General features: G+C 60.4%; 25 protein-coding genes and 1 tRNA gene. 5 read left to right on the top strand and 21 right to left on the bottom strand.

Features of this window, described 5'->3' with window-relative positions; genetic code table 11:
• Nucleotides 1-75: 75 nt before the first annotated feature.
• From P8S53_RS06210 to rpsF, 13 genes are all read right to left on the bottom strand, one after another.
• On the bottom strand, nucleotides 76-255 hold the full coding sequence (locus P8S53_RS06210; protein ID WP_277806272.1) for a DNA gyrase inhibitor YacG: 180 nt from the start codon (nucleotides 253-255) through the stop codon (nucleotides 76-78).
• Nucleotides 255-1,289 (bottom strand): ribonuclease E/G, encoded by a 1,035-nt coding sequence (locus P8S53_RS06205; protein ID WP_277806271.1) that lies wholly within the window; start codon nucleotides 1,287-1,289, stop codon nucleotides 255-257. Before P8S53_RS06205 ends, P8S53_RS06210 begins: the two co-directional genes overlap by 1 nt.
• Complete coding sequence (locus tag P8S53_RS06200) at nucleotides 1,286-1,861, bottom strand: nucleoside triphosphate pyrophosphatase (protein ID WP_277806270.1); 576 nt, start codon at nucleotides 1,859-1,861, stop codon at nucleotides 1,286-1,288. The genes P8S53_RS06205 and P8S53_RS06200 overlap by 4 nt, the downstream gene beginning before the upstream one ends.
• 3 nt (nucleotides 1,862-1,864) lie before the next feature.
• Nucleotides 1,865-2,083, bottom strand: a complete 219-nt coding sequence (infA, locus tag P8S53_RS06195; RefSeq protein ID WP_071470354.1) for a translation initiation factor IF-1 — start codon at nucleotides 2,081-2,083, stop codon at nucleotides 1,865-1,867.
• A gap of 67 nt (nucleotides 2,084-2,150) precedes the next feature.
• A complete protein-coding gene (locus tag P8S53_RS06190) occupies nucleotides 2,151-3,047 on the bottom strand; it encodes a carbon-nitrogen hydrolase family protein (RefSeq protein ID WP_277806269.1) in 897 nt (298 codons plus the stop codon).
• On the bottom strand, nucleotides 3,044-3,631 hold the full coding sequence (locus P8S53_RS06185; protein ID WP_277806268.1) for a GNAT family N-acetyltransferase: 588 nt from the start codon (nucleotides 3,629-3,631) through the stop codon (nucleotides 3,044-3,046). The genes P8S53_RS06190 and P8S53_RS06185 overlap by 4 nt, the downstream gene beginning before the upstream one ends.
• Nucleotides 3,628-4,026, bottom strand: coding sequence for a ketosteroid isomerase-related protein (locus tag P8S53_RS06180; RefSeq protein ID WP_277806267.1), 399 nt, complete (start codon nucleotides 4,024-4,026; stop codon nucleotides 3,628-3,630). Before P8S53_RS06180 ends, P8S53_RS06185 begins: the two co-directional genes overlap by 4 nt.
• A 3-nt stretch (nucleotides 4,027-4,029) precedes the next feature.
• Nucleotides 4,030-4,488, bottom strand: coding sequence for a low molecular weight phosphatase family protein (locus P8S53_RS06175; RefSeq protein WP_277806266.1), 459 nt, complete (start codon nucleotides 4,486-4,488; stop codon nucleotides 4,030-4,032).
• Nucleotides 4,489-4,968, bottom strand: a complete 480-nt coding sequence (locus P8S53_RS06170; RefSeq protein ID WP_306417884.1) for a UPF0262 family protein — start codon at nucleotides 4,966-4,968, stop codon at nucleotides 4,489-4,491.
• Between the two features lie 145 nt (nucleotides 4,969-5,113).
• Nucleotides 5,114-5,482, bottom strand: a complete 369-nt coding sequence (locus P8S53_RS06165) for a helix-turn-helix transcriptional regulator (RefSeq protein ID WP_277806264.1) — start codon at nucleotides 5,480-5,482, stop codon at nucleotides 5,114-5,116.
• A gap of 237 nt (nucleotides 5,483-5,719) precedes the next feature.
• Nucleotides 5,720-6,334: a 50S ribosomal protein L9 gene (gene rplI / locus P8S53_RS06160; protein ID WP_277806263.1), complete on the bottom strand. Its 615-nt coding sequence runs from the start codon at nucleotides 6,332-6,334 to the stop codon at nucleotides 5,720-5,722.
• Between the two features lie 12 nt (nucleotides 6,335-6,346).
• Complete coding sequence (gene rpsR / locus P8S53_RS06155; protein WP_263714540.1) at nucleotides 6,347-6,574, bottom strand: 30S ribosomal protein S18; 228 nt, start codon at nucleotides 6,572-6,574, stop codon at nucleotides 6,347-6,349.
• Between the two features lie 19 nt (nucleotides 6,575-6,593).
• Complete coding sequence (gene rpsF, locus P8S53_RS06150) at nucleotides 6,594-6,947, bottom strand: 30S ribosomal protein S6 (RefSeq protein WP_306417882.1); 354 nt, start codon at nucleotides 6,945-6,947, stop codon at nucleotides 6,594-6,596.
• A 261-nt stretch (nucleotides 6,948-7,208) separates the two neighbouring features.
• On the opposite strand from rpsF, the gene P8S53_RS06145 reads away from it, so the two are divergent.
• On the top strand, nucleotides 7,209-7,784 hold the full coding sequence (locus P8S53_RS06145) for a biotin transporter BioY (protein ID WP_277806261.1): 576 nt from the start codon (nucleotides 7,209-7,211) through the stop codon (nucleotides 7,782-7,784).
• Between the two features lie 302 nt (nucleotides 7,785-8,086).
• Here the strand turns inward: P8S53_RS06145 and P8S53_RS06140 are convergent, their stop codons facing one another.
• From P8S53_RS06140 to P8S53_RS06115, 6 genes are all read right to left on the bottom strand, one after another.
• The gene (locus tag P8S53_RS06140) at nucleotides 8,087-8,500 is read right to left on the bottom strand and encodes a DUF1284 domain-containing protein (RefSeq protein WP_277806260.1); all 414 of its coding nucleotides are present in this window, start codon (nucleotides 8,498-8,500) and stop codon (nucleotides 8,087-8,089) included.
• Nucleotides 8,497-9,948: an amidophosphoribosyltransferase gene (gene purF / locus P8S53_RS06135; RefSeq protein ID WP_277806259.1), complete on the bottom strand. Its 1,452-nt coding sequence runs from the start codon at nucleotides 9,946-9,948 to the stop codon at nucleotides 8,497-8,499. The genes P8S53_RS06140 and purF overlap by 4 nt, the downstream gene beginning before the upstream one ends.
• A gap of 109 nt (nucleotides 9,949-10,057) precedes the next feature.
• Nucleotides 10,058-10,609 (bottom strand): CvpA family protein, encoded by a 552-nt coding sequence (locus P8S53_RS06130; RefSeq protein ID WP_277806258.1) that lies wholly within the window; start codon nucleotides 10,607-10,609, stop codon nucleotides 10,058-10,060.
• A gap of 44 nt (nucleotides 10,610-10,653) precedes the next feature.
• Complete coding sequence (gene radA, locus P8S53_RS06125) at nucleotides 10,654-12,012, bottom strand: DNA repair protein RadA (RefSeq protein ID WP_277806257.1); 1,359 nt, start codon at nucleotides 12,010-12,012, stop codon at nucleotides 10,654-10,656.
• Nucleotides 12,013-12,036: 24 nt separating this feature from the next.
• Nucleotides 12,037-13,182: a cation diffusion facilitator family transporter gene (locus tag P8S53_RS06120; protein ID WP_277806256.1), complete on the bottom strand. Its 1,146-nt coding sequence runs from the start codon at nucleotides 13,180-13,182 to the stop codon at nucleotides 12,037-12,039.
• A 123-nt stretch (nucleotides 13,183-13,305) separates the two neighbouring features.
• Nucleotides 13,306-14,205 carry a LysR family transcriptional regulator gene (locus tag P8S53_RS06115; RefSeq protein WP_277806255.1) on the bottom strand — a complete coding sequence of 300 codons (900 nt, stop codon included), beginning with the start codon at nucleotides 14,203-14,205 and terminating at the stop codon, nucleotides 13,306-13,308.
• A 104-nt stretch (nucleotides 14,206-14,309) separates the two neighbouring features.
• Here P8S53_RS06115 and P8S53_RS06110 point away from each other — a divergent pair, with 104 nt between their 5' ends.
• The 4 genes from P8S53_RS06110 to chrA all read left to right on the top strand — a co-directional run bounded on the left by P8S53_RS06110 (nucleotide 14,310) and on the right by chrA (nucleotide 19,190).
• On the top strand, nucleotides 14,310-15,533 hold the full coding sequence (locus P8S53_RS06110) for an acyl-CoA dehydrogenase (RefSeq protein ID WP_306417834.1): 1,224 nt from the start codon (nucleotides 14,310-14,312) through the stop codon (nucleotides 15,531-15,533).
• Between the two features lie 84 nt (nucleotides 15,534-15,617).
• Entirely contained in the window at nucleotides 15,618-16,337 is a 720-nt protein-coding gene (locus tag P8S53_RS06105) for a GntR family transcriptional regulator (RefSeq protein ID WP_277806254.1), read from the top strand.
• A gap of 97 nt (nucleotides 16,338-16,434) precedes the next feature.
• On the top strand, nucleotides 16,435-17,829 hold the full coding sequence (locus tag P8S53_RS06100) for an aspartate aminotransferase family protein (protein ID WP_277806253.1): 1,395 nt from the start codon (nucleotides 16,435-16,437) through the stop codon (nucleotides 17,827-17,829).
• A gap of 137 nt (nucleotides 17,830-17,966) precedes the next feature.
• On the top strand, nucleotides 17,967-19,190 hold the full coding sequence (chrA, locus tag P8S53_RS06095) for a chromate efflux transporter (RefSeq protein WP_277806252.1): 1,224 nt from the start codon (nucleotides 17,967-17,969) through the stop codon (nucleotides 19,188-19,190).
• A 20-nt stretch (nucleotides 19,191-19,210) separates the two neighbouring features.
• Here chrA and P8S53_RS06090 read toward each other — a convergent pair.
• Together P8S53_RS06090 and P8S53_RS06085 are read right to left on the bottom strand one after the other, a co-directional pair.
• A tRNA-Leu gene (locus P8S53_RS06090) sits at nucleotides 19,211-19,295 on the bottom strand.
• Nucleotides 19,296-19,430: 135 nt separating this feature from the next.
• Nucleotides 19,431-20,102, bottom strand: a complete 672-nt coding sequence (locus P8S53_RS06085) for a DUF3047 domain-containing protein (RefSeq protein WP_277806251.1) — start codon at nucleotides 20,100-20,102, stop codon at nucleotides 19,431-19,433.
• Between the last annotated feature and the right edge of the window lie 190 nt (nucleotides 20,103-20,292).

The following is a 20,292-nucleotide window of genomic DNA, read 5'->3' as shown; positions in this document are numbered from 1 at the left end:
CTTGCGCTGGGTGCGGGCTTCTTATGTCAGGGAAATCGTGCTGTCCAGAGGGTTGTTGAAAAAACGCGGTGATTATCACCCGGAAAATTTTTGCGGGGTGTCGTCACTGTCCATATCCGGCAATTCCTCGACCTCGGGGCCGGGAATGGCGTATTCCCCTTTAAGCCAGCGCGCCAGATCCACATCGGCGCAACGGCGCGAGCAGAAGGGTTTGAACGCGGGAACTGTCGCGCGTTTGCAGATCGGGCAGGACATTACAGGCAGACCGATAGCGCCACGCGGTCGCGTTTGCGCGTCAGTTCATAATTGCCAAGCGGGGTCCAGCCGGCCAGCACGGTGTCGCGCCCGTCCCGCCGGAAGCTGGCGCGCAGGGATTGCTCCAGCACCTGCCGGTCTTTCTTGGCGCAAGGTGCGAAATCAATCATCACCTGCCCGCCCAACCCGCGCAGGCGCAACTGGCGGGGCAATTCGCGTGCGGCTGCAATATTCGCCTTCAGCCCCGCAGCGGGGCTGGTGTCGGGGCCAGTATTCACATCGATCGTGACAAATGCGCTGGTCACTTCAACCTGCATATGCGCGCCCCCCGACAGGGGCACATGCGCCTGACGCAGGCTGTCTATGGCGTCGATTACATTGTGGCGCTGGAAACTGTCTGCCGCATCATCCAGCGTGTCGGGCATGGCCCAGTCGCGCCACGCGGCCATATGCGGACCTGCTGCGGCCACAAGGGTTTCCGGCGCACCCGATGCATCGGCCAAGACCTGCTGGGCCAGTTCACGCATCCGCGCGATGTCATGTGCAATTTCGTCCTCATCCGCATCCGCACAGGCCGAGCGCAAGATCAGCCCCATGCCGGTTTGCGCCCCCTCCATCGCGCTTTGCGCCAGACCGGCGAGGATTGCGCGCAGATCATCGTCCACAATCTGGCGCGAAATGTTCAACCCCGGCGCATCCGGCGTGACAATCGCATAGCGGCTTTTGAACAATAGTCGCGTTGTGACAGGGATAGCCTTGCCCTGTTCGGCAAGCCCCGTCACCTGCACCAGCACCGGATCACCGGGACGCAGGCCCTTGGTCTGGCGCAGAAAGCCGCGCAAACCATCGGGCAAATCCACGAACGCCCCCCCCAACCCCTTGACGGGGCGGCCCATTTTACCACGCAAAATGGTTTCGGGTGCAACAACACCATCGGGCAAGGCAAGAATGACATCATCCAGATGCCCGTCGATCATAAGCGCTGCGGCTTCCTTGCCATTGAACTGGTCAAGGGCAATCACACTGCCTTTCATGGGGTGTCATCCATTTTATAGCCTGCCGCGCGCAACAGGGTTACAGTTTCGACCGCAGGCAGGCCCATGACGCCCGTGTATGACCCGGATATCCACGGGATGAATGCGCCGCCACGGCCCTGAATGGCATAGCCGCCTGCCTTGCCCTGCCATTCGCCACAGGCAAGATAGCCGTTCAGGTCGTCATCGGACAAGCGCTTCATCTTTACAGTGGTCACCTGGGTGCGCATCCAGTGCCTGCCTGCGCGCCGCAACGCGACCGACGTGATCACCGAATGGCGCCGCCCCGCAAGTTTCAGCAGAAATTCCGCCGCCTGCGCGGCATCACGCGGTTTGCCAAGAATGCGACGCCCCAGCGCAACTGTGGTATCTGCGCACAGCACGATATCATCATCATCTGCGGCAATCGCATCCAGTTTCGCGCGCGTCACCCGTTCGCAATAGGGCCGCGGCAGTTCCTGAGCATGCGGGGTTTCATCGATATCGGCCGCGATAATTTCGTCCGGCACAATGCCAAGCTGTGCCAGAATTTCGCGTCGCCGCGGACTTGCAGACCCAAGGATCAGGCGCATGCCTTATTTGAAGCGGTAGTTGATACGACCCTTGGTCAGGTCATAGGGGGTCATTTCGACTTGAACCTTGTCGCCGACCAGAACACGGATGCGGTTCTTGCGCATCTTGCCTGCCATATGTGCGTTGATCTCATGGCCGTTTTCCAGCTCGACCCGAAACGTCGCATTTGGCAGGAGCTCCTTCACGACGCCTGGGAATTCGAGCAGTTCTTCCTTGGCCATGGTGACTCCATATTTAAATTCTGCGCAGAATTGCGCGTCGCTTAGATGATCGCTATTGTGGTCTTTTTCAAGCGCTATATGGGGGCTTCACCACCTCTATCGGCCCCAAAATGCGGTTTTTCTGTTCATTCCAATGCGCATGGTTCAGAACCGCCCCCTCGCGGCGCACCCGCGCTATGGTATCGGGATCAATTTCCGCGCAGGTCCAGCCGGGCGTATTCATGGCGGTTTGCGACACTATTCCGGTTTCAGGAAAGCCCAGATCCGGCGGGCCATAGATTGCGGCGGCCCCGACATTCATGTCGACCGCAGGGCACCACGGGGCGGGTCCGACTGTCGGTGCATGCACACATACGCACTGGTTTTCCAGCGCGCGCGCCATCGACCCCACCTTCACGCGCGTATATCCCGCCAGTGTTTCGGTGCAGGACGGGGCCAGCAGGAACTCTGCGCCGGAATCGACCAGGGCGCGCGCCAGCAGCGGGAATTCACTGTCATAACAGATGATCACCCCGATCTTGCCCAGCGCGGTATCAAAGACCTTTAGTCCCTGTCCCGGTGCGATGTCCCATTCCTCGCGTTCAAAACGGGTCATTATCTGTTTGTCCTGATGCCCGATCACACCATCGGGCCCATAAAGGACAGCGCGGTTCACCGGACGCGCGCCCCCCGCCATGGCAGGACCACTGGCCCCAAGGATATGCACGCCGTGCGCGGCGGCCAAACGGCAATGCAGCGCAGTGACCGCCGCGTGATGGGACATCACCTCGATCAGGGCTGCTTCCAGATCGCCGGCAACGGCTGCGCCCCCAAGGCTGGCCAGTTCCATGGCGCCGTATTCAGGAAAAACCAGCAGGTCCGCACCGTCAGACACGGCTTTTGCAACCCAATCGGTCAGCTTGTGTTCATATGCGGCCCAATCGGGCAGAAAATCCAGCGGATAGGCGGCAGCGGCTATTTTCATAGGTGTTTCATCCAGAATTGTAGCGTTTTCGAGCTGTCCTCGTCTTGTTCCACATCACGCCATGAAAACTGCGCGGCAATACCTTGCAGGGGGGCGTAGCCGCGTTTGCGCCAGAACCCGTCCAGCGGGGTATAGGCGGCGGGGCGCGCGGGGTGGTCATCCGGTCGCACAACACTGCAAAACGCCACAAGCCCGAACCCGTGGGCGCGCGCATGTGCTTCGCGCAACTCAAAAAAACGATGCCCCGCACCCTGCCCGCGATAGTCCGGCAACAGCACGGATTCCGCGCAATAGAATATCTGCGACACATCATGCGGGCTGTGGGCGAAGGCCTGCGCAAATTCCGCATCTGCATCGGCCATGGGCAGGCCGGTTGCCGCGCCAACCAGTGTTTCGCCATCAAATGCGGCCACAACAACAGCGCGGGGATTGTCCCGATAGACACGCAAATATGTGCGTTCATAGTCGCGGTCGCCATCATACAGATAGGGCCAGTCGCGAAACACCCGAATACGCAGTGCCGCCAACCCAATGATCACCGGATCAATCTGCGCGCCGGACAAGGACAGAAAACGCAGACTCATGTGGAAACCTGTCTGATCCAGTCTTGCAGGTTGTAATAGGTTGTTATGCGCGTAATTTTTTCGCCCTTCAGCGCAAAGAACGACCCCGCAGGCAGGATATATGTCTGGCCGTTGGCCGCGGGCAGGCCCGGATCGGTTTGCAGATATTCGCCATGCACAGTGAATTCCGCAGCCGCGCGCGTGCCGTGGTCATTCACGAAAATCACCATATCGCGCAACTGTTCGCGGTAGCTGACACCCATATGTGCGCAGAATTCGGCGAATTTCGCGCGGCCCTTGCGCATATCGCCCTGATTGACGAAATGTTCCACATCATCGCTGACAAGTGCCAGCATGGTTTTGGTATCACCGGTATTGAATGCCTCGAAATAGCGGTTGATGATCTCTCGGCTCATGTCTTACCTTTCTGTTGGCGGCCCGAACCGGCCCAGCAGCCGTTCCTTTATCTGGTCGCGGGTCTGGCGATAGGCGTCCAGCTTGGCCTCTCGCGTCTCTCCCAGACCTGACGGGTCCATGATGGGCCAGTATTCGACATCGATATGTGCAAAGCGCGTCAGTTCCAGCGCCTGACGCTGACTGGCCGGTGACAGCGCTACAATCAGGTCGAACCCGCCCAGATCGTCGCCCCATTCGATCATTTCATCGAAAGACCGCGCGCGGTGGTGGTCCAGTTCAACCCCGTCTTCGGCGCTGACCGCAATTGAAAAGCCGTCAATGTCACGGTCGCTTTTGACCCCCGCAGATTGCACATAGGCGCGCTGCCCATACATTTTTTTCATCAGCCCTTCGGCGATCGGCGAGCGCACTGAATTGTGGTCGCAGCAAAACAGGATCGAAGAAGGGATACGACCTGCCATTCAGCCCCCGAAATGCAAAACGCACACCAGGGTGAACAAGCGCCGCGCGGTGTCTATATCCATCTCGGCCTTGCCTTCAAGGCGCTCTTGCAGGATACGCGCGCCCTCATTGTGAATGCCCCGCCGCGCCATGTCGATGGCTTCAATCTGGCTGGGGGGCAGGCGCTTGACCGCTTCGAAATAGCTGCCACAAATCTGGTAGTAATCCTTGACCACCTGCCGGAACGGCCCCAGTGACAGCTGCAATTCAGCTATCTGCGCGCCAGCTTCGTTCTTGATGTCAATGACAAGGCGCCTGTCACGAATACCAAGTTTCATAGCAAAAGGGCCATCGGGTGCCAGCTTTCCATCACGGGCGGCCAGCACAAAACTGTTGTCTTCCAGCAGGTCAAACACTGCAACCTTGCGTTCCTGCTCGACCTCTGGTGTGGGGGTCGGCAATCCGCAATCATCGATATCTATCTGGCAAATCCGGCTCATCATCGCTCTTTACACTGGGTTACAGAAACTTGATGCCCCGTCCTGACACCATGCGCAAGGCGCTTAACCGCGATAACGCGCCGCTGCTAGTGCGCGGACGGTGCCCAACATACGCATATGATCGTGAAATTCCGTAATTTGCAGCCTAGCGCGCCGCGTTCGCGCAGAACACGTCATAGACAACTTCGATAATCCGCGCGGCGCGCTGGTCATGCAGGGAATAGTAGATGGTTTTCCCGTCCCTGCGGCACGACACAAGCCCTTCCAGCCGCAAACGCGCTAGCTGCTGGCTGACGGCCGCCTGACGCGACTGCAAAAGGTGTTCCAGCTCTGTCACGGATTTTTCGCCCGATGACAGGTGGCACAGAATCATCAGCCGCCCTTCATGTGCAAGCGCCTTCAGGAAATTTGACGCGGCCTGCGCCTGCTCTGTCATATCCTGAGGGGTGACCCCCTCTGGATTTGTGTCTTTCATCTCAAGCAGATCGTCCGCGATGGTGCTTTCAATCTTCATGGATCACCCCTAGAATCCCGGCACTGCCTGACCGGGACGCCGCCGCGCGCGACATCACGCACAACAATTGCAGTAAATCGAATATGTAAGCAAATCTGCGCAAAATGCAAGCCGCACAACCGGTCTTGCGCAAAACTTGGCCTGAAACGCGGTTTGGGCGCAAAAACGGGCACATCCTGGATATGGAAACGCCCGCTGAAACCAGTCAGCGGGCGCATCAGTCAGTTCCGGCTTGTCTTAAGCCTCGCGCGGGTCATCGCTTTCGCCATGATTGCGGGGATCATCATCGTCCATACCGGCAGCGCCGATATCGTCGAACAGTTCCGAGATTTCGAATTCAGCAGCCGCTTCTTCTTCAGCAGCCAGTTCCTGAATGGATTTACCGGAAGCCTGTAGTTCAGCTTCTTCGGCGGAACGTGCGACATTCAGATGAATCTTTGCTTCGACTTCGGGGTGCAGGGAAATTGTTGCACCATGCAGCCCCAGCAGTTTGATCGGCGTCGGAATGACGATCTGGCGGCGTTCGACGGTGACACCCGCTTCGGCCAGAAGATCGGTGACATCGCGCGGGCTGACAGAGCCGTAAAGCGCGCCGCCATCAGATGCCTGACGGATAACGATATAGGTTTCGCCATCCAGACGCTCGGCCATGGCCTGCGCTTCCTTGCGGGTTTCAAGGTTCTGCACTTCCAGTTCCGCCTTGCGGGCCTCGAAGGATTTGATGTTGTCATCAGACGCACGCAGCGCCTTGCCTTGCGGCAGCAGATAGTTACGCGCGTAACCGGGCTTGACGCTTACGACGTCGCCCATCTGGCCCAGCTTGGCCACGCGTTCAAGAAGGATCACTTGCATGTCTCGTTCTCCTTATTTCACGGCGTAAGGCAGAAGTGCCAGAAAGCGGGCGCGTTTGATGGCGCGGGCCAGCTCACGCTGTTTCTTGGCAGAAACGGCGGTGATGCGCGATGGCACGATCTTGCCGCGCTCTGATATATAGCGCTGAAGCAGACGCGTATCCTTGTAGTCGATCTTGGGCGAATTCTCACCCGAGAAAGGGCACACTTTGCGACGGCGGAAAAATGGTTTTGCAGCCATGTCTTATACTCCTACTGGATCAGGACGCACGACGACGCGGTTCGCGCTCGTCACGTTTCTGCATCTGGGCAGAAGGCCCTTCTTCATGGGCTTCGACCTTGACTGTCAGAACCCGCATCACGTCATCATGCAGGCGCATCAGACGCTCCATTTCCTGCACGGCGCTTGCGGGCGCATCGGTGCGCAGGAAGGCGTAATGCCCTTTGCGGTTCTTGTTGATCTTGTAGGCCATTGTCTTGACGCCCCAATACTCGTGTTCAACGAGTTTCCCGCCATTGTCGGACAGGACGGCACCAAAATGTTCGATCAGCGCTTCGGCCTGTGTATTCGACAGATCCTGACGCGCGATCATGACATGCTCGTATAGCGGCATGCGATCTCCAATCATGTATGTGGTGCATTTCAAAAGGCGGGCCGTCTTTCCACCCCCACCTACGAGAGCTGCACCGGTTCCATTGCTCGTGGAAAGACAGGGTTGCGCATAGGGCAGTTGGGGCCTGCTTGCAAGTGCATTCAGCCCGCAGGCCGGACAGAAACAGGATGAATTGGCGCTAACGCTGATTGCGCCGCTTGCCATATGCGCCAAGTTTCAGCATAACCGACAACAACAGTTTGCAAACAAGAGGGGTCCATCATGGCTCATACTACACCCTTGGTCACGGCACTTGGCGGCAATGACACCATTGCCCGCAAGGTGGCGATGGTTCTGTTCGGTTCGGTTCTGGTGGCCATGTCGGCCCAGATCAGCGTGCCGATGTTTCCGGTGCCGATGACCCTTCAGACACTGGTAATTTCGCTGATCGGGCTGACCTATGGGTCGCGTCTGGCGGCGGCGACGCTGGTCACCTATCTGGCGCAGGGCGCGATGGGCTTTCCGGTGTTTGCAGGCGGGGGGGCAGGTGCCGTGCATCTGATTGGCCCGACAGGCGGTTTTCTGGTGGGCTTTGTCGCCATGGCATGGCTGACCGGCCTGCTGGTGGAACGCGGCATGAACCGTGGTTTCGGGCGCCTGTTTCTTGCGGCGCTGATCCCGGCATTGCTGCTGTTTATCCCCGGTGTTCTGTGGCTATGGGTCATCACACCGCTTGACCTTGAAGGCGCCTTTATGGCGGGTGCCCTGCCCTTCCAGTTGGGTGGCGTCGTGAAATCTGCGGTCGCTGCACTGATTGCGACGGGGGCCTGGGCTGCGCTGAAATCGCGCGTCGGCTAAGGTATTGTCAGATACTGCAAAAGGCGGGCCGTGTGCCCGCCTTTTTTCATGGCGTATGTGGTTTGAAGGGGGCGGTCGTGCTGGGAATAAGCCCGCGCCAGCGGTGGGCCGGGGTCTGCCGATCCGGCGTTAGTGAAGTTCACTTTATGCAGGCTGCATACTCCGACACCAAAGGCTTGGCATGACATCAGCCAAATCGGCAGGCCGCGGGACGGCCCACCGATGGCGCGGTGGGCTGCGCCCTTTGCTCCGCGCCTTGGGGGAACTTCTTCAGCCAGCCATCCGCATCCCTGCGCGCGGCCCTAGCCCCGATGCAGTTCGGACAATGCCGCTTCGCATAATCCGAATTCCAGCCACTGACACCCTGCGCATAAATCACTTAGCGAACCGGGCGGAACATGCGTGCGGATACGCGATTGCGCGTCAGACCATGTCAGGCGCTGGCCCGCGTGCAGGCCCAAAGCCTGCGCGTGCCGGTCGTCCAATGCGGCAATCTGGGCGGCCTTGACGCAGGATTGCCCGCGCCGGTGCGGGCAAGGCGTGCAAATGCTGTCGGCGTGGGTGGTCACCTTTATCAGTGTGTCCCCACCATCGGGGCCGCGCAACCTTGCAACAATCGCGGCCATGTTCTGGGTAAAGCTGCCCGAATACCCTTTGCCCTGAAAGCCCAGCGCACACAGAAAATGATGCGGGCGGAACTGGACAGCCTTGGTCATTCCGCCGCTTTGGGCATGAAACCGCGTTCGATCATGTCCTGCGGTGCAACGGGGTATTCCCCCGAAAAACAGGCATCGCAGTATTGCGGACAGGCATTGTTGCGCCCTGCCGCCTCGCCTGCGGCACGGTAAAGCCCGTCAAGGGACACAAACCTAAGGCTGTCCACCCCGATATGATCGCGCATTTCATCTTCGGTCATCCGTGCGGCCAGCAGATTTTCGCGATCAGGGGTATCAACCCCGTAAAAGCAGGGCCATGCTGTCGGCGGCGATGCGATGCGGAAATGCACCTCGGCGGCGCCCGCTTCAATGATCATTTCCTTGATCTTCTGGCTGGTCGTGCCGCGCACAACCGAATCATCCACCAGAATAATGCGCTTGCCGCGTATAAGCGCGCGGTTCACATTCAGCTTCAGCCGCACGCCCATGGACCGGATCTGCTGTGACGGCTCGATAAAGGTGCGCCCCATATACTGGTTACGCGTGATCCCCAGCGCGAAGGGAATGCCCGATTCCTGACTGAAGCCAATCGCGGCGGGCGTGCCGCTATCGGGCACAGGGCAGACCATATCGGCATCAACAGGCGCTTCGCGGGCCAGTTCAACGCCAATCTGGCGGCGCGTTTCATAGACGGACCGCCCTGCAAAAAAGCTGTCAGGGCGCGAGAAATAGACATGTTCAAAGATGCAGAAACGCGGCGTTTTCATCGCAAAGGGCCGCATGCTTTCGACACCCTTGGCGCTGATGACCACCATTTCGCCGGGGTCAATCTCGCGGTCGAATTCGGCCCCGATAATGTCCAGCGCACAGGTTTCCGATGCCAGCACCCAGCCATTGGCCAGACGCCCCAGAACCAGCGGGCGCACACCCAGCGGGTCACGCACACCGATAAGCTTGGTGCGCGTCATGGCGACGATGGAAAAGGCCCCTTCGGCGCGGCGAAGCGCATCCTTCATCCGTTCGGGAATCGTTTTCTGAAACGACCGCGCCATCAGGTGAATCAGGCATTCGCTGTCGGAACTGGACTGGAAGATAGACCCGCGTTCAATCAATTCGCGGCGGATGCTTTCGGCATTTGTGATGTTGCCGTTATGCGCAAGCGCTGCCCCCCCCATGGCGAATTCGCCAAAGAAGGGCTGGACGTCACGAATCTGTGTGGCCCCTTTGGACCCCGCCGTGGAATAGCGCACATGGCCTATTCCGATTGATCCGGGCAATCCTTCGATCACGCCAGCCTTGGTGAAATTGTCCCGCACTAGGCCGAATCTGTGGGCGGAATGAAAACCTGATTCGGGGTGATGGGTGATGATTCCGCCGGCTTCCTGACCCCTGTGCTGTAGGGCATGAAGGCCAAGGGCTACGAAATTGGCGGCGTCTTCCAGCCCGATGCAACCAAATACGCCGCATTCTTCGCGTAGCTTGTCATCATCGAAAGGGTGGCTGAGCATGGGCGCATTAGCTCCTGTCTGCTATGTCGCGCATGCACTAACCCATCGGCGGGCGAGTGTCACGCCTTGATGCAACACCAGTCCCGCCAAGTTGTGCGCGAAGCCCGCTTTAGTTGCACACAGCAACCAGTTCTTCGTACTTCTGAACCAGCCAGTTGGGCGCATCATGCGGCACAGCATCATTCAGATTGCCCGACAACTGCCCGAACACCGCCGCAGAGCGCGAGTTTTCGACCATATCGACAGACCCTGCGGGAACTGCGCGGTCAAACACCAGAAGCGCGATGGCCACCAACAGCACACCCCGCGCCACACCGAACAAAAAGCCCAGCGCCTGATCCAGCCCCCCAAGGGCGGAATTGCGCACGAATGACGAAAACAGCGGCGTAAACAGTGAGGCCAGCAACAGCGCGATTGCAAACACCACGGCAAAGGCGGCAATCACCGTCAATTCGCAGCTGTCGCCCAGAAACCCGCCAACAAACGGGATTTCACGGACCAAAGGCTGCACTGCCGGTGCCAGAACATAGGCCAGCACAGCCGCCGCGACCCATCCCAGAATCGCCATCGCTTCGCGCATGAAACCACGCGAATAGGCCAATATGCCTGATACAATAATGACGACCGCTACACCGCCGTCGATGATTGTAAAGCCTTCCATGACAGTCTCCCTGTGGGCGCTATGGGCGGCCCTGACGTTTCTGTTCAGCCTGCGCCAAATATCTGTCCGACCACTTCGGCAAGATCAGGCATTTGTCGCAATATCATTTCATCCACCCCCAACGGTTTTGCAAGTGTCGGGGCGATTGCTGTGCAGAAACCAAGTTTTTGCGCCTCTTTCAACCTGTTTTCGGTCTGCGCGACCGGGCGCAAGGCCCCCGACAGGCTGATTTCGCCGAAAACCACTGTATCTGCGGGCAGTGCTATGTCTTCGCGCGCCGATAAAAGCGCGCAGGCCACCGCCAGATCAGCGGCGGGTTCATGCACGCGCATGCCACCGGCGACATTCAAAAACACATCCATGCCCGCAAACGGAATACCGCAGCGCGCTTCCAGCACGGCCAGAATCGTGGACAGGCGCGCGGAATCCAGCCCCACGACAGTGCGGCGCGGCGTGCCCAGCGGCGAGGGTGCGACCAGTGCCTGAATTTCCGTCAGCATGGGGCGCGTGCCTTCAATCCCCGCAAAAACAACAGAACCCGGCGCAGGCGCGCCACGTTCGGACAAAAACAGCGCCGACGGGTTTGCCACTTCGGCCAGGCCCGCGCCTGTCATTTCAAACACGCCAATTTCATCGGCGGGGCCAAAGCGGTTCTTGACGGCGCGCAGAATGCGGAACTGGTGGCCGCGCTCGCCCTCGAAATACAGCACCGTGTCGACCATGTGTTCCACCACACGGGGACCGGCAATCTGCCCTTCTTTGGTGACATGGCCGACAAGAATGACCGACACGCCGCGCCGCTTGGCAAAGCTGACAAGTTCGTGTGCGGCAGCGCGCACCTGCGACACCGACCCCGGCGCGCTGTCCACGCTGTCCAGCCACATGGTCTGGATCGAATCGATCACCATCAGGTCGGGGCGTTCTGCATCCACGGTTGTCAGAATGTCACGCAGGTTGGTTTCCGCGCCCAGTCGCACGGGCGCCTGCGACAGCCCAAGGCGTGCGGCCCGCAGCCGCACCTGCGCGGCCGCTTCCTCGCCCGAGATATACATGCAGTTCAGACCGGAATTGGCGAATGCCGCAACCGCCTGCAACAACAGCGTCGATTTGCCGATACCGGGATCGCCCCCCACCAGAATGGCCGAGGCCGCAACCAGCCCGCCCCCCAATACGCGGTCGAGTTCGGCAATGCCGGATGTGCGACGTGGCGGCGGGGTTTCGGAATCCGCCAGCGTTGACAGCGCAATCTGGCGCCCCTTGGTGGTGCGCGGGCCGGGGCCTGCTGAAAGCGGGGCTTCTTCGATGATGCAATTCCACCCGCCGCAGGCATCGCAACGCCCGGCCCATTTGCGATGGGTTGCGCCGCAGGCGGTGCAGGTGAACTGGGGAAGCGCTTTTGCCATGACCGCCGTTATTGCAGGGTGCGGCTAGTCGCGCAAGCCGGTGCTGATGCGGTGCAGGCGCAGAACGGCAACTTCCGGCAGTGCCTCGGTCAGGGTGTCGGCCAGTTGCGCTTCGGTCTGGCGGGGATCTGCTTCGGGGCGCAGATCGGCCAGCAATTCCACATGCAGACCATCGTCAAAATAGCCAAGGCGCAGCGAATCGAGTGCAATCACCATCGGATGGGCCTGCGCAAGGGTCATGATCATGCCCTCGACTTCGGCGCGCAGGGGGGCCGCTTCGGCGCCAAACCCCTCGAAATGGCCCGCCGGTTCCACATGGATGATCAGATCGGACAGCGCGTCAATTTCATCCAGCGCACGCGCACGCGCCACTTCGGCAATGCGGTGCCCTTCGGTCACGCTGATCTGGGGGTCCACCATCACGGACACATCGGCCAGCGTCTGCGCGCCGTGCTGGCGCATGCGCAAATCGCGCAGGCCCTGCACACCGGGGGTGGCCGTCAGGTTCCCTTCAAGTGCGGTGCGCAGATCATCGGGGGCTTGCGTGTCCACCAGTTCCGCGGCGGCGGTTTTGCCAAAGCCCCAGCCCGCATGCAGCAACATCAGCGCAATCACGATGGCCGCCAGCGGATCGCCCCAGCCAAACCCCAATTGCGCCGCCCCGATCCCCACCAGCGCCACTACGGACGACAGCGCATCCGTGCGGTGGTGCCATGCGTTGGCTTCCAGCAATGCCGACCCGGTGGCGCGACCAACCCGCAAGGTATAGTGATACAGCGCTTCCTTGACGATGATCGACACCGCCACCACGCCAAGCGCCAACGCCCCCGGGGCCAGTTCGCCACTGGACAACAGCCGCGCGGACGCGTCCCAGATGACCCCCACCCCCGTCAGGGCCAGTATGGCGGCAAGCGCCAGCGTTGCCAGCGTTTCAAAGCGGCCATGGCCGTAAGGGTGGTCCGCGTCGGGCGCGCGGGCGGACTGGCGCAAGGCCCAAAGCACCATGATATCGGACGCCATATCGCCAAGGGAATGAAACCCGTCCGCGACCAGGGCGGGGCTGGCCAGCATAAGCCCTGCGGCGATCTTCAGGACAGACAGCACCAGATTGATCGCCGCGCCCCCCAGCGTGACATGCATTTTGGCCTTGGTATTCGAAGGGCTGGTCATGGGCATTAATCCGGCACAACTGGACGGGCATGGGCCGCGCCGTTTGTCCGACCTTATCCGCCGTGTCAAGCAGGGCGCAACCGTCAAAGCGCTATGCGTGGCCCCTGCCCCCCTGCCCGCCTGTTACGCAAAAACGCCGTCATCGCGTGTAATCTCTGTCATCAGCCAGTCGCGAAAGGCGCGCACCGCCGCACCTTCGGGCGCATGTTCCGGTGTCATCAGCCAGTATCCCGACCCATTGCCCCAGTCCGGCCCAAGCGCCACCAGATCGCCTGTGGCCAGTTCACTGTGATACAGAAAAGGCGGCAGCAACGCCACACCAAGCCCCGCCACACAGGCCTGCGCCAGCGTGGCAAGATGTTCGAACACCATATCCGGCGCGGGTGCGGGCGGCAGGTCATGCGCGGCCATCCAGCCGTCCCATTCTGCGGGGCGTGTGGCGAGCGCCAGCCGTGGCAGGCGCGCAATCTGCGCGGATGTCGTCCCATGCGCGCCCGACAGTGACGGGGCCGCCATAGGCTGCACGCGGTCTTCGAACAACTGCAAGGCCTGCGCCTGCGGCCAGTCGGGCCGGCCCGCGTGAACGGCGGCATCCACCCCTTCGGACAGCAAATCGAATTGCCCGATGCGTGTGGTGAAATGCAGCGTGATTTCAGGATGCATACGCAGGAAACGCGGAATGCGCGGGATCAGCCAGCGCGTGCCAAAGGTGGGCAGGATGGCCAGTGTCAGACGCCCTTTGTCCTGCGCGCCCTGCAAGGCCAGCGCGGCTTGTTGCAACTGCTGCAAGGCAGATTGCGCGGCCGTCGCATAGGCCCGCCCCTGCGCGGTGGGCGTTACAGACCGTTTGCCGCGCACCAACAGCACCTGCCCCAGCTGCGTTTCCAGCGCGGCCACCTGACGCGACACCGCAGATTGCGTCAGCGCCAGTTCCTGCGCCGCAGCCGTAAAACTGCCCAGCCGCACCACCGCGTCAAATGCCTGCAAGGATTGTGTCGAGGGAAGAAACCGTCTGGAGATCATTTAGCATTCCATTTCAGAATGAGTATATGCAACATAATTCATTTATGTTTGCGCATTCATACCTTATTCAATGCTTAACTGGAATAATCAGCAGGATACAGATCATGCCACTGGCCCCCCCCGCATTGAAAGCAAAAGACGCCCCTGATCTGGGCAAATTCGTCTGGGACGACCCGCTGCGTCTGGAAAGCCAGCTGTCAGAGGATGAACGCATGCTGCGCGATGCCGCGCATGAATTCGCGCAATCCACGCTACAGCCGCGCGTGATCGATGCCTACCGCGAGGAACGCAGCGATCCCGAACTGTTTCGCCTGATGGGGGATGCGGGCCTGTTGGGCGCCACCTTGCCCGAAGCCTATGGCGGGCTTGGGGCGTCCTATGTCACCTATGGCCTGATCGCGCGCGAGATTGAACGCGTGGATTCCGGCTACCGGTCCATGATGTCGGTGCAATCGTCGCTGGTGATCTATCCGATCTATGCCTACGGGTCGGAAGAGCAGCGGCAAAAATACCTGCCCGGCCTGTGTTCGGGGCAGTTGATCGGGTGTTTCGGCCTGACCGAACCGGACGCAGGGTCCGACCCCGCAGGCATGAAAACCCGCGCCGAGAAAACCGCCGACGGCTACCGCCTGACCGGAACCAAGACCTGGATTTCCAACAGCCCCTTTGCCGATGTGTTTGTTGTCTGGGCAAAATCCGACGCGCATGGCGGGCGCATTCGCGGCTTTGTGCTGGACAAGGGCATGAAAGGGCTAAGTGCGCCCAAGATTGGCGGCAAACTAAGCTTGCGCGCGTCCACCACTGGTGAAATCGTCATGGACGGGGTCGATGTAGGCGAGGATGCCCTGCTGCCCAATGTCGAAGGGTTGAAAGGGCCGTTCGGCTGTTTGAACCGTGCGCGCTATGGCATTGCATGGGGCGTGATGGGGGCTGCCGAATTCTGCTGGCATGGCGCGCGTCAATACGGGCTGGACCGCAAGCAATTCGACAAACCACTGGCGCAGACGCAGCTTTTCCAGAAAAAACTGGCCGATATGCAGACTGAAATCACCCTTGGCCTGCAAGCGGCCCTTCAGGTCGGGCGGTTGATGGATGACGCACAGGCCGCGCCGGAAATGATTTCGCTGATCAAGCGCAACAATTGCGGCAAGGCGCTGAATATCGCCCGCATGGCCCGCGACATGCATGGCGGCAACGGTATATCAGAAGAATATCAGGTCATCCGGCATATGGTGAATCTGGAAACCGTAAACACCTATGAAGGCACCCATGATGTGCACGCGCTGATATTGGGGCGGGCGCAAACCGGACTTCAGGCATTTTTCTAGGCGTTCCGGTAAATCCGTCAAGAATGAAACGCCGGGCTGACGCCCGGCGTTTATTTGAGTATTTTGGGCAAGATGAAGTATATCGTGGCACAATTGCCCGCGCCTATGAAAGACCGCCCCATGACCGAACGCCTGCCCGCCCATCAGATTGCCTATATCGCACTTCGGGATATGGTGTTGTTCGGGGAACTGGCACCCGGCGACGCGGTCACAATCGAGGGGCTTGTCGCACGCCTTGGCCTTGGCATGACGCCCATACGCGAGGCGATTCGTCGCCTTATTGCGGAAGGCGCGCTGCAAATGCAGGGCAACCGGCGCGTATGCGTGCCCCGACTGACCGACGCCGCGCTGGCCGATCTGGGATATGCGCGCGACGCGGTTGAAACACGGCTGGCAGAACAGGCGGCAGGCCAGTGCGATGCCGCCATGATCGCGACATTGCGTGCGATAGATGCCCGTCTGGATTACGCAATTTCAACAGGGAACATTCCCGCCTATCTGCGCACGAATCACGAATTCCATTTCGCGCTGTATTCCTGTGCGGGGTCAGATGTGCTGCACGCGCTGGCGGCGTCCCTGTGGTTGCGGTTCGGCCCGTCCCTGCGCGTGGTCTGCCAGGTGCCGGACGGCACGGGGGCACGCGGCGCAGATGGGGAAATGCTGCATATGCCCGACCACCACAAACACGCCATTGCCGCGCTGGAAACCGCGGACATACCCGCGCTGAAAGCGGCCATACGCGATGATATTGCCCAAGGTGTTGCCAATATTCGTGCAGGGTTGCATGCGGGGTTGCTGGGATAGTCCCTTTGGGTCGCCACGCATAATTTGATCAAATTACCTTGACGGCACCCGCAACCCGCGTATCCTTACCCGAAATCCCGAATTCTGGAGCACGGACATGACATTGCGCAACACCCCGCCAACGGCTGAATTGCAGGCATTGGATGCCGCCCATCACATGCATCCGTTCACCGCCAATACGGCCCTTGGCCAAAAAGGCGCGCGCGTCATCACCCGTGCCGAAGGCGTGCGGCTGACCGACAGTGACGGTGTGGAGCTGATTGACGGTATGGCAGGGTTGTGGTGCGTCAATATAGGCTACGGGCGGCATGAACTGGCGGATGCCGCCGCCCGCCAGATGCGCGAATTGCCGTATTATAACACGTTTTTCCAGACCACCCATGTCCCCGCCCTGCAACTGGCGGCGAAACTGGCAGAACTGGCACCGGGCGATCTGAACCATGTGTTCTTTGCCGGTTCGGGGTCTGAAGCCAATGACACAAATATTCGTATGGTGCGCCAATACTGGGCGCTGAAGGGCCAGCGGGAGCGTCGCACCATCATTGCGCGGCGCAACGGCTATCACGGGTCCACCATGGGGGGCGGCAGTCTTGGGGGGATGGCGGCCATGCATGCGCAAGGCGGCCTGCCGATTCCGGGCATTGTGCATATTGACCAGCCCTATTGGTATGGCGAAGGGGGCGATATGACGCCCCATGATTTCGGCCTTGCCCGCGCACGCCAGCTGGAAGAGACGATTCTTGAACTGGGGGCCGACACTGTCGCGGCCTTTATTGCCGAACCCGTGCAGGGTGCGGGCGGGGTTATCATACCACCTGAAAGCTACTGGCCGGAGATCAGCCGCATCGTCAAGAAATACGGCATTTTGCTGATCGCCGATGAGGTCATCACCGGTTTCGGGCGCACGGGGCACTGGTTCGGGTCGCAAAGCTACGGCATTCAGCCCCATATCATGACCATCGCCAAGGGGCTAAGTTCAGGCTACCAGCCGATTGGCGGATCTATCGTCTGCGACGAGGTGGCGCAGACCATCGGGCAGGATGAATTCAACCACGGCTATACCTATTCCGGCCATCCGGTAGCTGCTGCCGTTGCGCTGGAAAACCTGCGCATCCTGCATGAAGAAGGCATCATTGAACGTGTGCGCACCCACACGGCCCCCCATCTGGCGCAGGCCTGGGGCAGTCTGGCCGATCACCCGCTGGTGGGCGAGGCCGTGTCGCGTGGCATGATGGCCAGCCTTGCGCTGACGCCGGACAAGGCCAGCCGCGCGCGCTTTGCGTCAGATGCGGGCACAGTGGGCTATATCTGCCGCGAATATTCCTTTGGCAACAATCTGGTCATGCGCCATGTTGGCGACCGGATGATCATTGCGCCGCCCCTTGTTATTACCCCTGCGGATATTGACGAATTGGTCATTCGTGCCCGCAAGACGCTGGACCAGACCCTTGATCATTTGCAGCGCGAAGGGTTGTTTCAGGCTGCGGCCTGACGCAACGCAGATTTGCGGGCTTGATTTCCCGTTCCCCTGACTGACACACTAGGTTTACATAAATGGTGTCGTAAGGGACGCAAAGGGCCCAGTCCCCAAGCCGCAAGTGACCCCAAGCAGCAAATGACAGGCAGCCCATGTCCAAAACCACTGAAGGCGCAGAACACCCGACAACGGGCCACGCGGCCGAGGTATTTCTGGCGTTTCTGAAGCTGGGGTTGACCAGTTTTGGCGGGCCAATCGCGCATCTGGGTTATTTTCGTGATGAACTGGTCACGCGGCGGCGCTGGCTGGATGACCGCGCCTACGGCGATCTGGTGGCGCTGTGCCAGTTCCTGCCCGGCCCCGCGTCCAGCCAGGTGGGATTTGCGCTGGGGATGATGCGCGCAGGCTGGCTGGGGGCGCTGGCGGCGTTTGTGGCGTTCACGCTGCCGTCCGCGCTGGTGCTGCTGGTCTTTGCGATGGGTGCGGCCAGTATTGCGGGGCCGGTCGGAACAGGCGCACTGAACGGGCTGAAGATTGTTGCGGTGGCCATCATCGCGCAAGCCGTCTGGGGGATGGCGCGCAATTTGTGCCCCGACCGCGAACGCGCAACCATTGCCGTGGCCGCTGTGGCGGTTCTGGCGTTTGTGCCGGGGCCGTTTGGGATGGTGGGTGCAATCTTTCTTGGTGCCATGGCGGGGCTGGTGCTGGGCCGCGGGGCAGGAATGCCCGCCAGCGGCAATGTGCAGATGCCGGTATCGCGAAAGGTGGCGCTGTCGGCGCTGGTGGTGTTTCTTGCGCTGCTGGTTGTGCTGCCGATGCTTGCAGGCCAAGGGCAGGCTTTTGCTGTCATCGACAGTTTCTACCGCGCGGGCGCGCTGGTCTTTGGGGGCGGGCATGTGGTGCTGCCGCTGTTGCAGGCCGAAATTGTCGCCCCCGGCTGGGTGTCGCCGGATGAATTTCTGGCAGGTTATGGCGCGGCACAGGCTGTGCCGGGGCCGTTATTTACCTTCGCAGCCTATCTGGGTGCGGTGCTGGGGCCAGAACCGAACGGCATAGCGGGGGCTGCACTGGCCCTTGCTGCGGTGTTTGCGCCGGGGTTCTTGCTGCTGGTTGGTGTGCTGCCCTTCTGGGACCGGTTTCGCACGATGGCACGCGCGCAATCCCTGATGCAAGGCGCGAATGCGGCGGTGGTGGGTATTCTGGGGGCGGCACTTTATTCGCCCGTCTTTACCAGTGCGATTGGCGATCTGCGCGATTTCACGCTGGCGCTGGTGTGTTTTGTGGCGCTGATGGTGTGGAAAGCCCCGCCTTGGGCCGTGGTCATCATTGCGGCGCTCGGGGGCGTGGGGCTGGCCTTTATGGGGCAGCGGCCCTGAAAGGGCATCAACCGAAAATCTGGTGCGGGTGGAGGGACTTGAACCCCCACGCCTTGCGGCGCCAGAACCTAAATCTGGTGCGTCTGCCAATTTCGCCACACCCGCTTTGCGCGCTACTTAGCAAAAGCAAAAAGCGGATGCGAGCACTATTTTACCTGCGCGGCATATCTTCAACACGCCCCCGACACTGCCGCAGAAATGCGCCCCCTGGGGCAAGGCCATAACCTGCGTGCGCGCATGTCAGCCCAAGGTGAAATCACTGACATGCGCCACCACGCGGGCCGGTGTGTTTTCACTGTTGGAAGACACGGCAACTGCCACAAGCTGTTCCAGTGGCTGGTTGAAAACGCGGGGAAAATCACGCGCAAGATCGACATTCTCGGAAAACTGGCCCGTTTCGGGCCTGCGCGTGATCAGATTGCGCAGCCGGTCTGGCGCATGCGGGCTTGGCACCACTGTGCCCGGTGCCTGATTGCCCCCCCAAGTATACATCAGCACATTCACCGCACGGTTGCGCAACAGCCGCGAAATGCTGGTCCCTTCGCGCACGCGGGCGGCCTGGTCGGCGGGCATGCTGACGAAGAACACGCCCAGATTGCGATCATCATTGCCGATTTGCGACAAATCAGATGCCGGGGCCGAGGATTCGACCTGCCATGTCCAGCGTGCAGTTGTCCGGCCACGTAAATCATCTGGCAGGATACGGTATAGAATGGATGATGCGCCGTCTGATATGACGGTCAGGCGGTTCGGGCTTAGTTCAAACCGGTTCGGGCTAAGCCGCCTGAAGGTCAGATGATCCCATGATGCATCGAATGTGACCGGCCCGGCCTGCACGGGCGATGTCTGCGTGCCAACAAATGCGACACCTGCGGTTGCGCCGGTAAGGAAAAGTCTGCGGGACAGGGTCATGGGTTCCTCCTTGTTGGGGCCTGTTGATGATAGTTACGCAAAACGCAGGCCATAAGTGTCACGACCGCGCTCACAATACCGCGATGATCGCGGTGGGCGGCGGATAACTTGCGCATAAGCGCCCTTTCCTTTCGGCCTTGGTGCGTTAGGGTTTGCCCCTGACAATCACGCGCGGGACAAAGGCAGGGTT

It is taken from the genome of Roseinatronobacter sp. S2 (genome assembly GCF_029581395.1).
Classification (GTDB): domain Bacteria; phylum Pseudomonadota; class Alphaproteobacteria; order Rhodobacterales; family Rhodobacteraceae; genus Roseinatronobacter.
Note: the sequence above shows the minus strand (reverse complement) of the source record. Positions and strands in the feature narration are given on the sequence as shown.

Excerpts from the sequence above, each read along its gene's own strand:
- P8S53_RS06085 (WP_277806251.1), bottom strand. The coding sequence starts at position 20,102 with ATGACCCTGTCCCGCAGACTTTTCCTTACCGGCGCAACCGCAGGTGTC.
- P8S53_RS06140 (WP_277806260.1), bottom strand. The coding sequence starts at position 8,500 with ATGACCAAGGCTGTCCAGTTCCGCCCGCATCATTTTCTGTGTGCGCTG.
- P8S53_RS06165 (WP_277806264.1), bottom strand. The coding sequence starts at position 5,482 with ATGAAGATTGAAAGCACCATCGCGGACGATCTGCTTGAGATGAAAGAC.
- P8S53_RS06180 (WP_277806267.1), bottom strand. The coding sequence starts at position 4,026 with ATGAGCCGAGAGATCATCAACCGCTATTTCGAGGCATTCAATACCGGT.
- rplI (WP_277806263.1), bottom strand. The coding sequence starts at position 6,334 with ATGCAAGTGATCCTTCTTGAACGCGTGGCCAAGCTGGGCCAGATGGGC.
- P8S53_RS06115 (WP_277806255.1), bottom strand. The coding sequence starts at position 14,205 with ATGATCTCCAGACGGTTTCTTCCCTCGACACAATCCTTGCAGGCATTT.
- chrA (WP_277806252.1), top strand. The coding sequence starts at position 17,967 with ATGTCCAAAACCACTGAAGGCGCAGAACACCCGACAACGGGCCACGCG.
- rpsF (WP_306417882.1), bottom strand. The coding sequence starts at position 6,947 with ATGCCGCTATACGAGCATGTCATGATCGCGCGTCAGGATCTGTCGAAT.
- P8S53_RS06170 (WP_306417884.1), bottom strand. The coding sequence starts at position 4,968 with ATGAGCCGGATTTGCCAGATAGATATCGATGATTGCGGATTGCCGACC.
- P8S53_RS06175 (WP_277806266.1), bottom strand. The coding sequence starts at position 4,488 with ATGGCAGGTCGTATCCCTTCTTCGATCCTGTTTTGCTGCGACCACAAT.
- P8S53_RS06110 (WP_306417834.1), top strand. The coding sequence starts at position 14,310 with ATGCCACTGGCCCCCCCCGCATTGAAAGCAAAAGACGCCCCTGATCTG.
- infA (WP_071470354.1), bottom strand. The coding sequence starts at position 2,083 with ATGGCCAAGGAAGAACTGCTCGAATTCCCAGGCGTCGTGAAGGAGCTC.
- purF (WP_277806259.1), bottom strand. The coding sequence starts at position 9,948 with ATGCTCAGCCACCCTTTCGATGATGACAAGCTACGCGAAGAATGCGGC.
- P8S53_RS06120 (WP_277806256.1), bottom strand. The coding sequence starts at position 13,182 with ATGACCAGCCCTTCGAATACCAAGGCCAAAATGCATGTCACGCTGGGG.
- radA (WP_277806257.1), bottom strand. The coding sequence starts at position 12,012 with ATGGCAAAAGCGCTTCCCCAGTTCACCTGCACCGCCTGCGGCGCAACC.
- P8S53_RS06130 (WP_277806258.1), bottom strand. The coding sequence starts at position 10,609 with ATGGAAGGCTTTACAATCATCGACGGCGGTGTAGCGGTCGTCATTATT.
- P8S53_RS06210 (WP_277806272.1), bottom strand. The coding sequence starts at position 255 with ATGTCCTGCCCGATCTGCAAACGCGCGACAGTTCCCGCGTTCAAACCC.
- rpsR (WP_263714540.1), bottom strand. The coding sequence starts at position 6,574 with ATGGCTGCAAAACCATTTTTCCGCCGTCGCAAAGTGTGCCCTTTCTCG.
- P8S53_RS06185 (WP_277806268.1), bottom strand. The coding sequence starts at position 3,631 with ATGAGTCTGCGTTTTCTGTCCTTGTCCGGCGCGCAGATTGATCCGGTG.
- P8S53_RS06190 (WP_277806269.1), bottom strand. The coding sequence starts at position 3,047 with ATGAAAATAGCCGCTGCCGCCTATCCGCTGGATTTTCTGCCCGATTGG.
- P8S53_RS06145 (WP_277806261.1), top strand. The coding sequence starts at position 7,209 with ATGGCTCATACTACACCCTTGGTCACGGCACTTGGCGGCAATGACACC.
- P8S53_RS06100 (WP_277806253.1), top strand. The coding sequence starts at position 16,435 with ATGACATTGCGCAACACCCCGCCAACGGCTGAATTGCAGGCATTGGAT.
- P8S53_RS06205 (WP_277806271.1), bottom strand. The coding sequence starts at position 1,289 with ATGAAAGGCAGTGTGATTGCCCTTGACCAGTTCAATGGCAAGGAAGCC.
- P8S53_RS06200 (WP_277806270.1), bottom strand. The coding sequence starts at position 1,861 with ATGCGCCTGATCCTTGGGTCTGCAAGTCCGCGGCGACGCGAAATTCTG.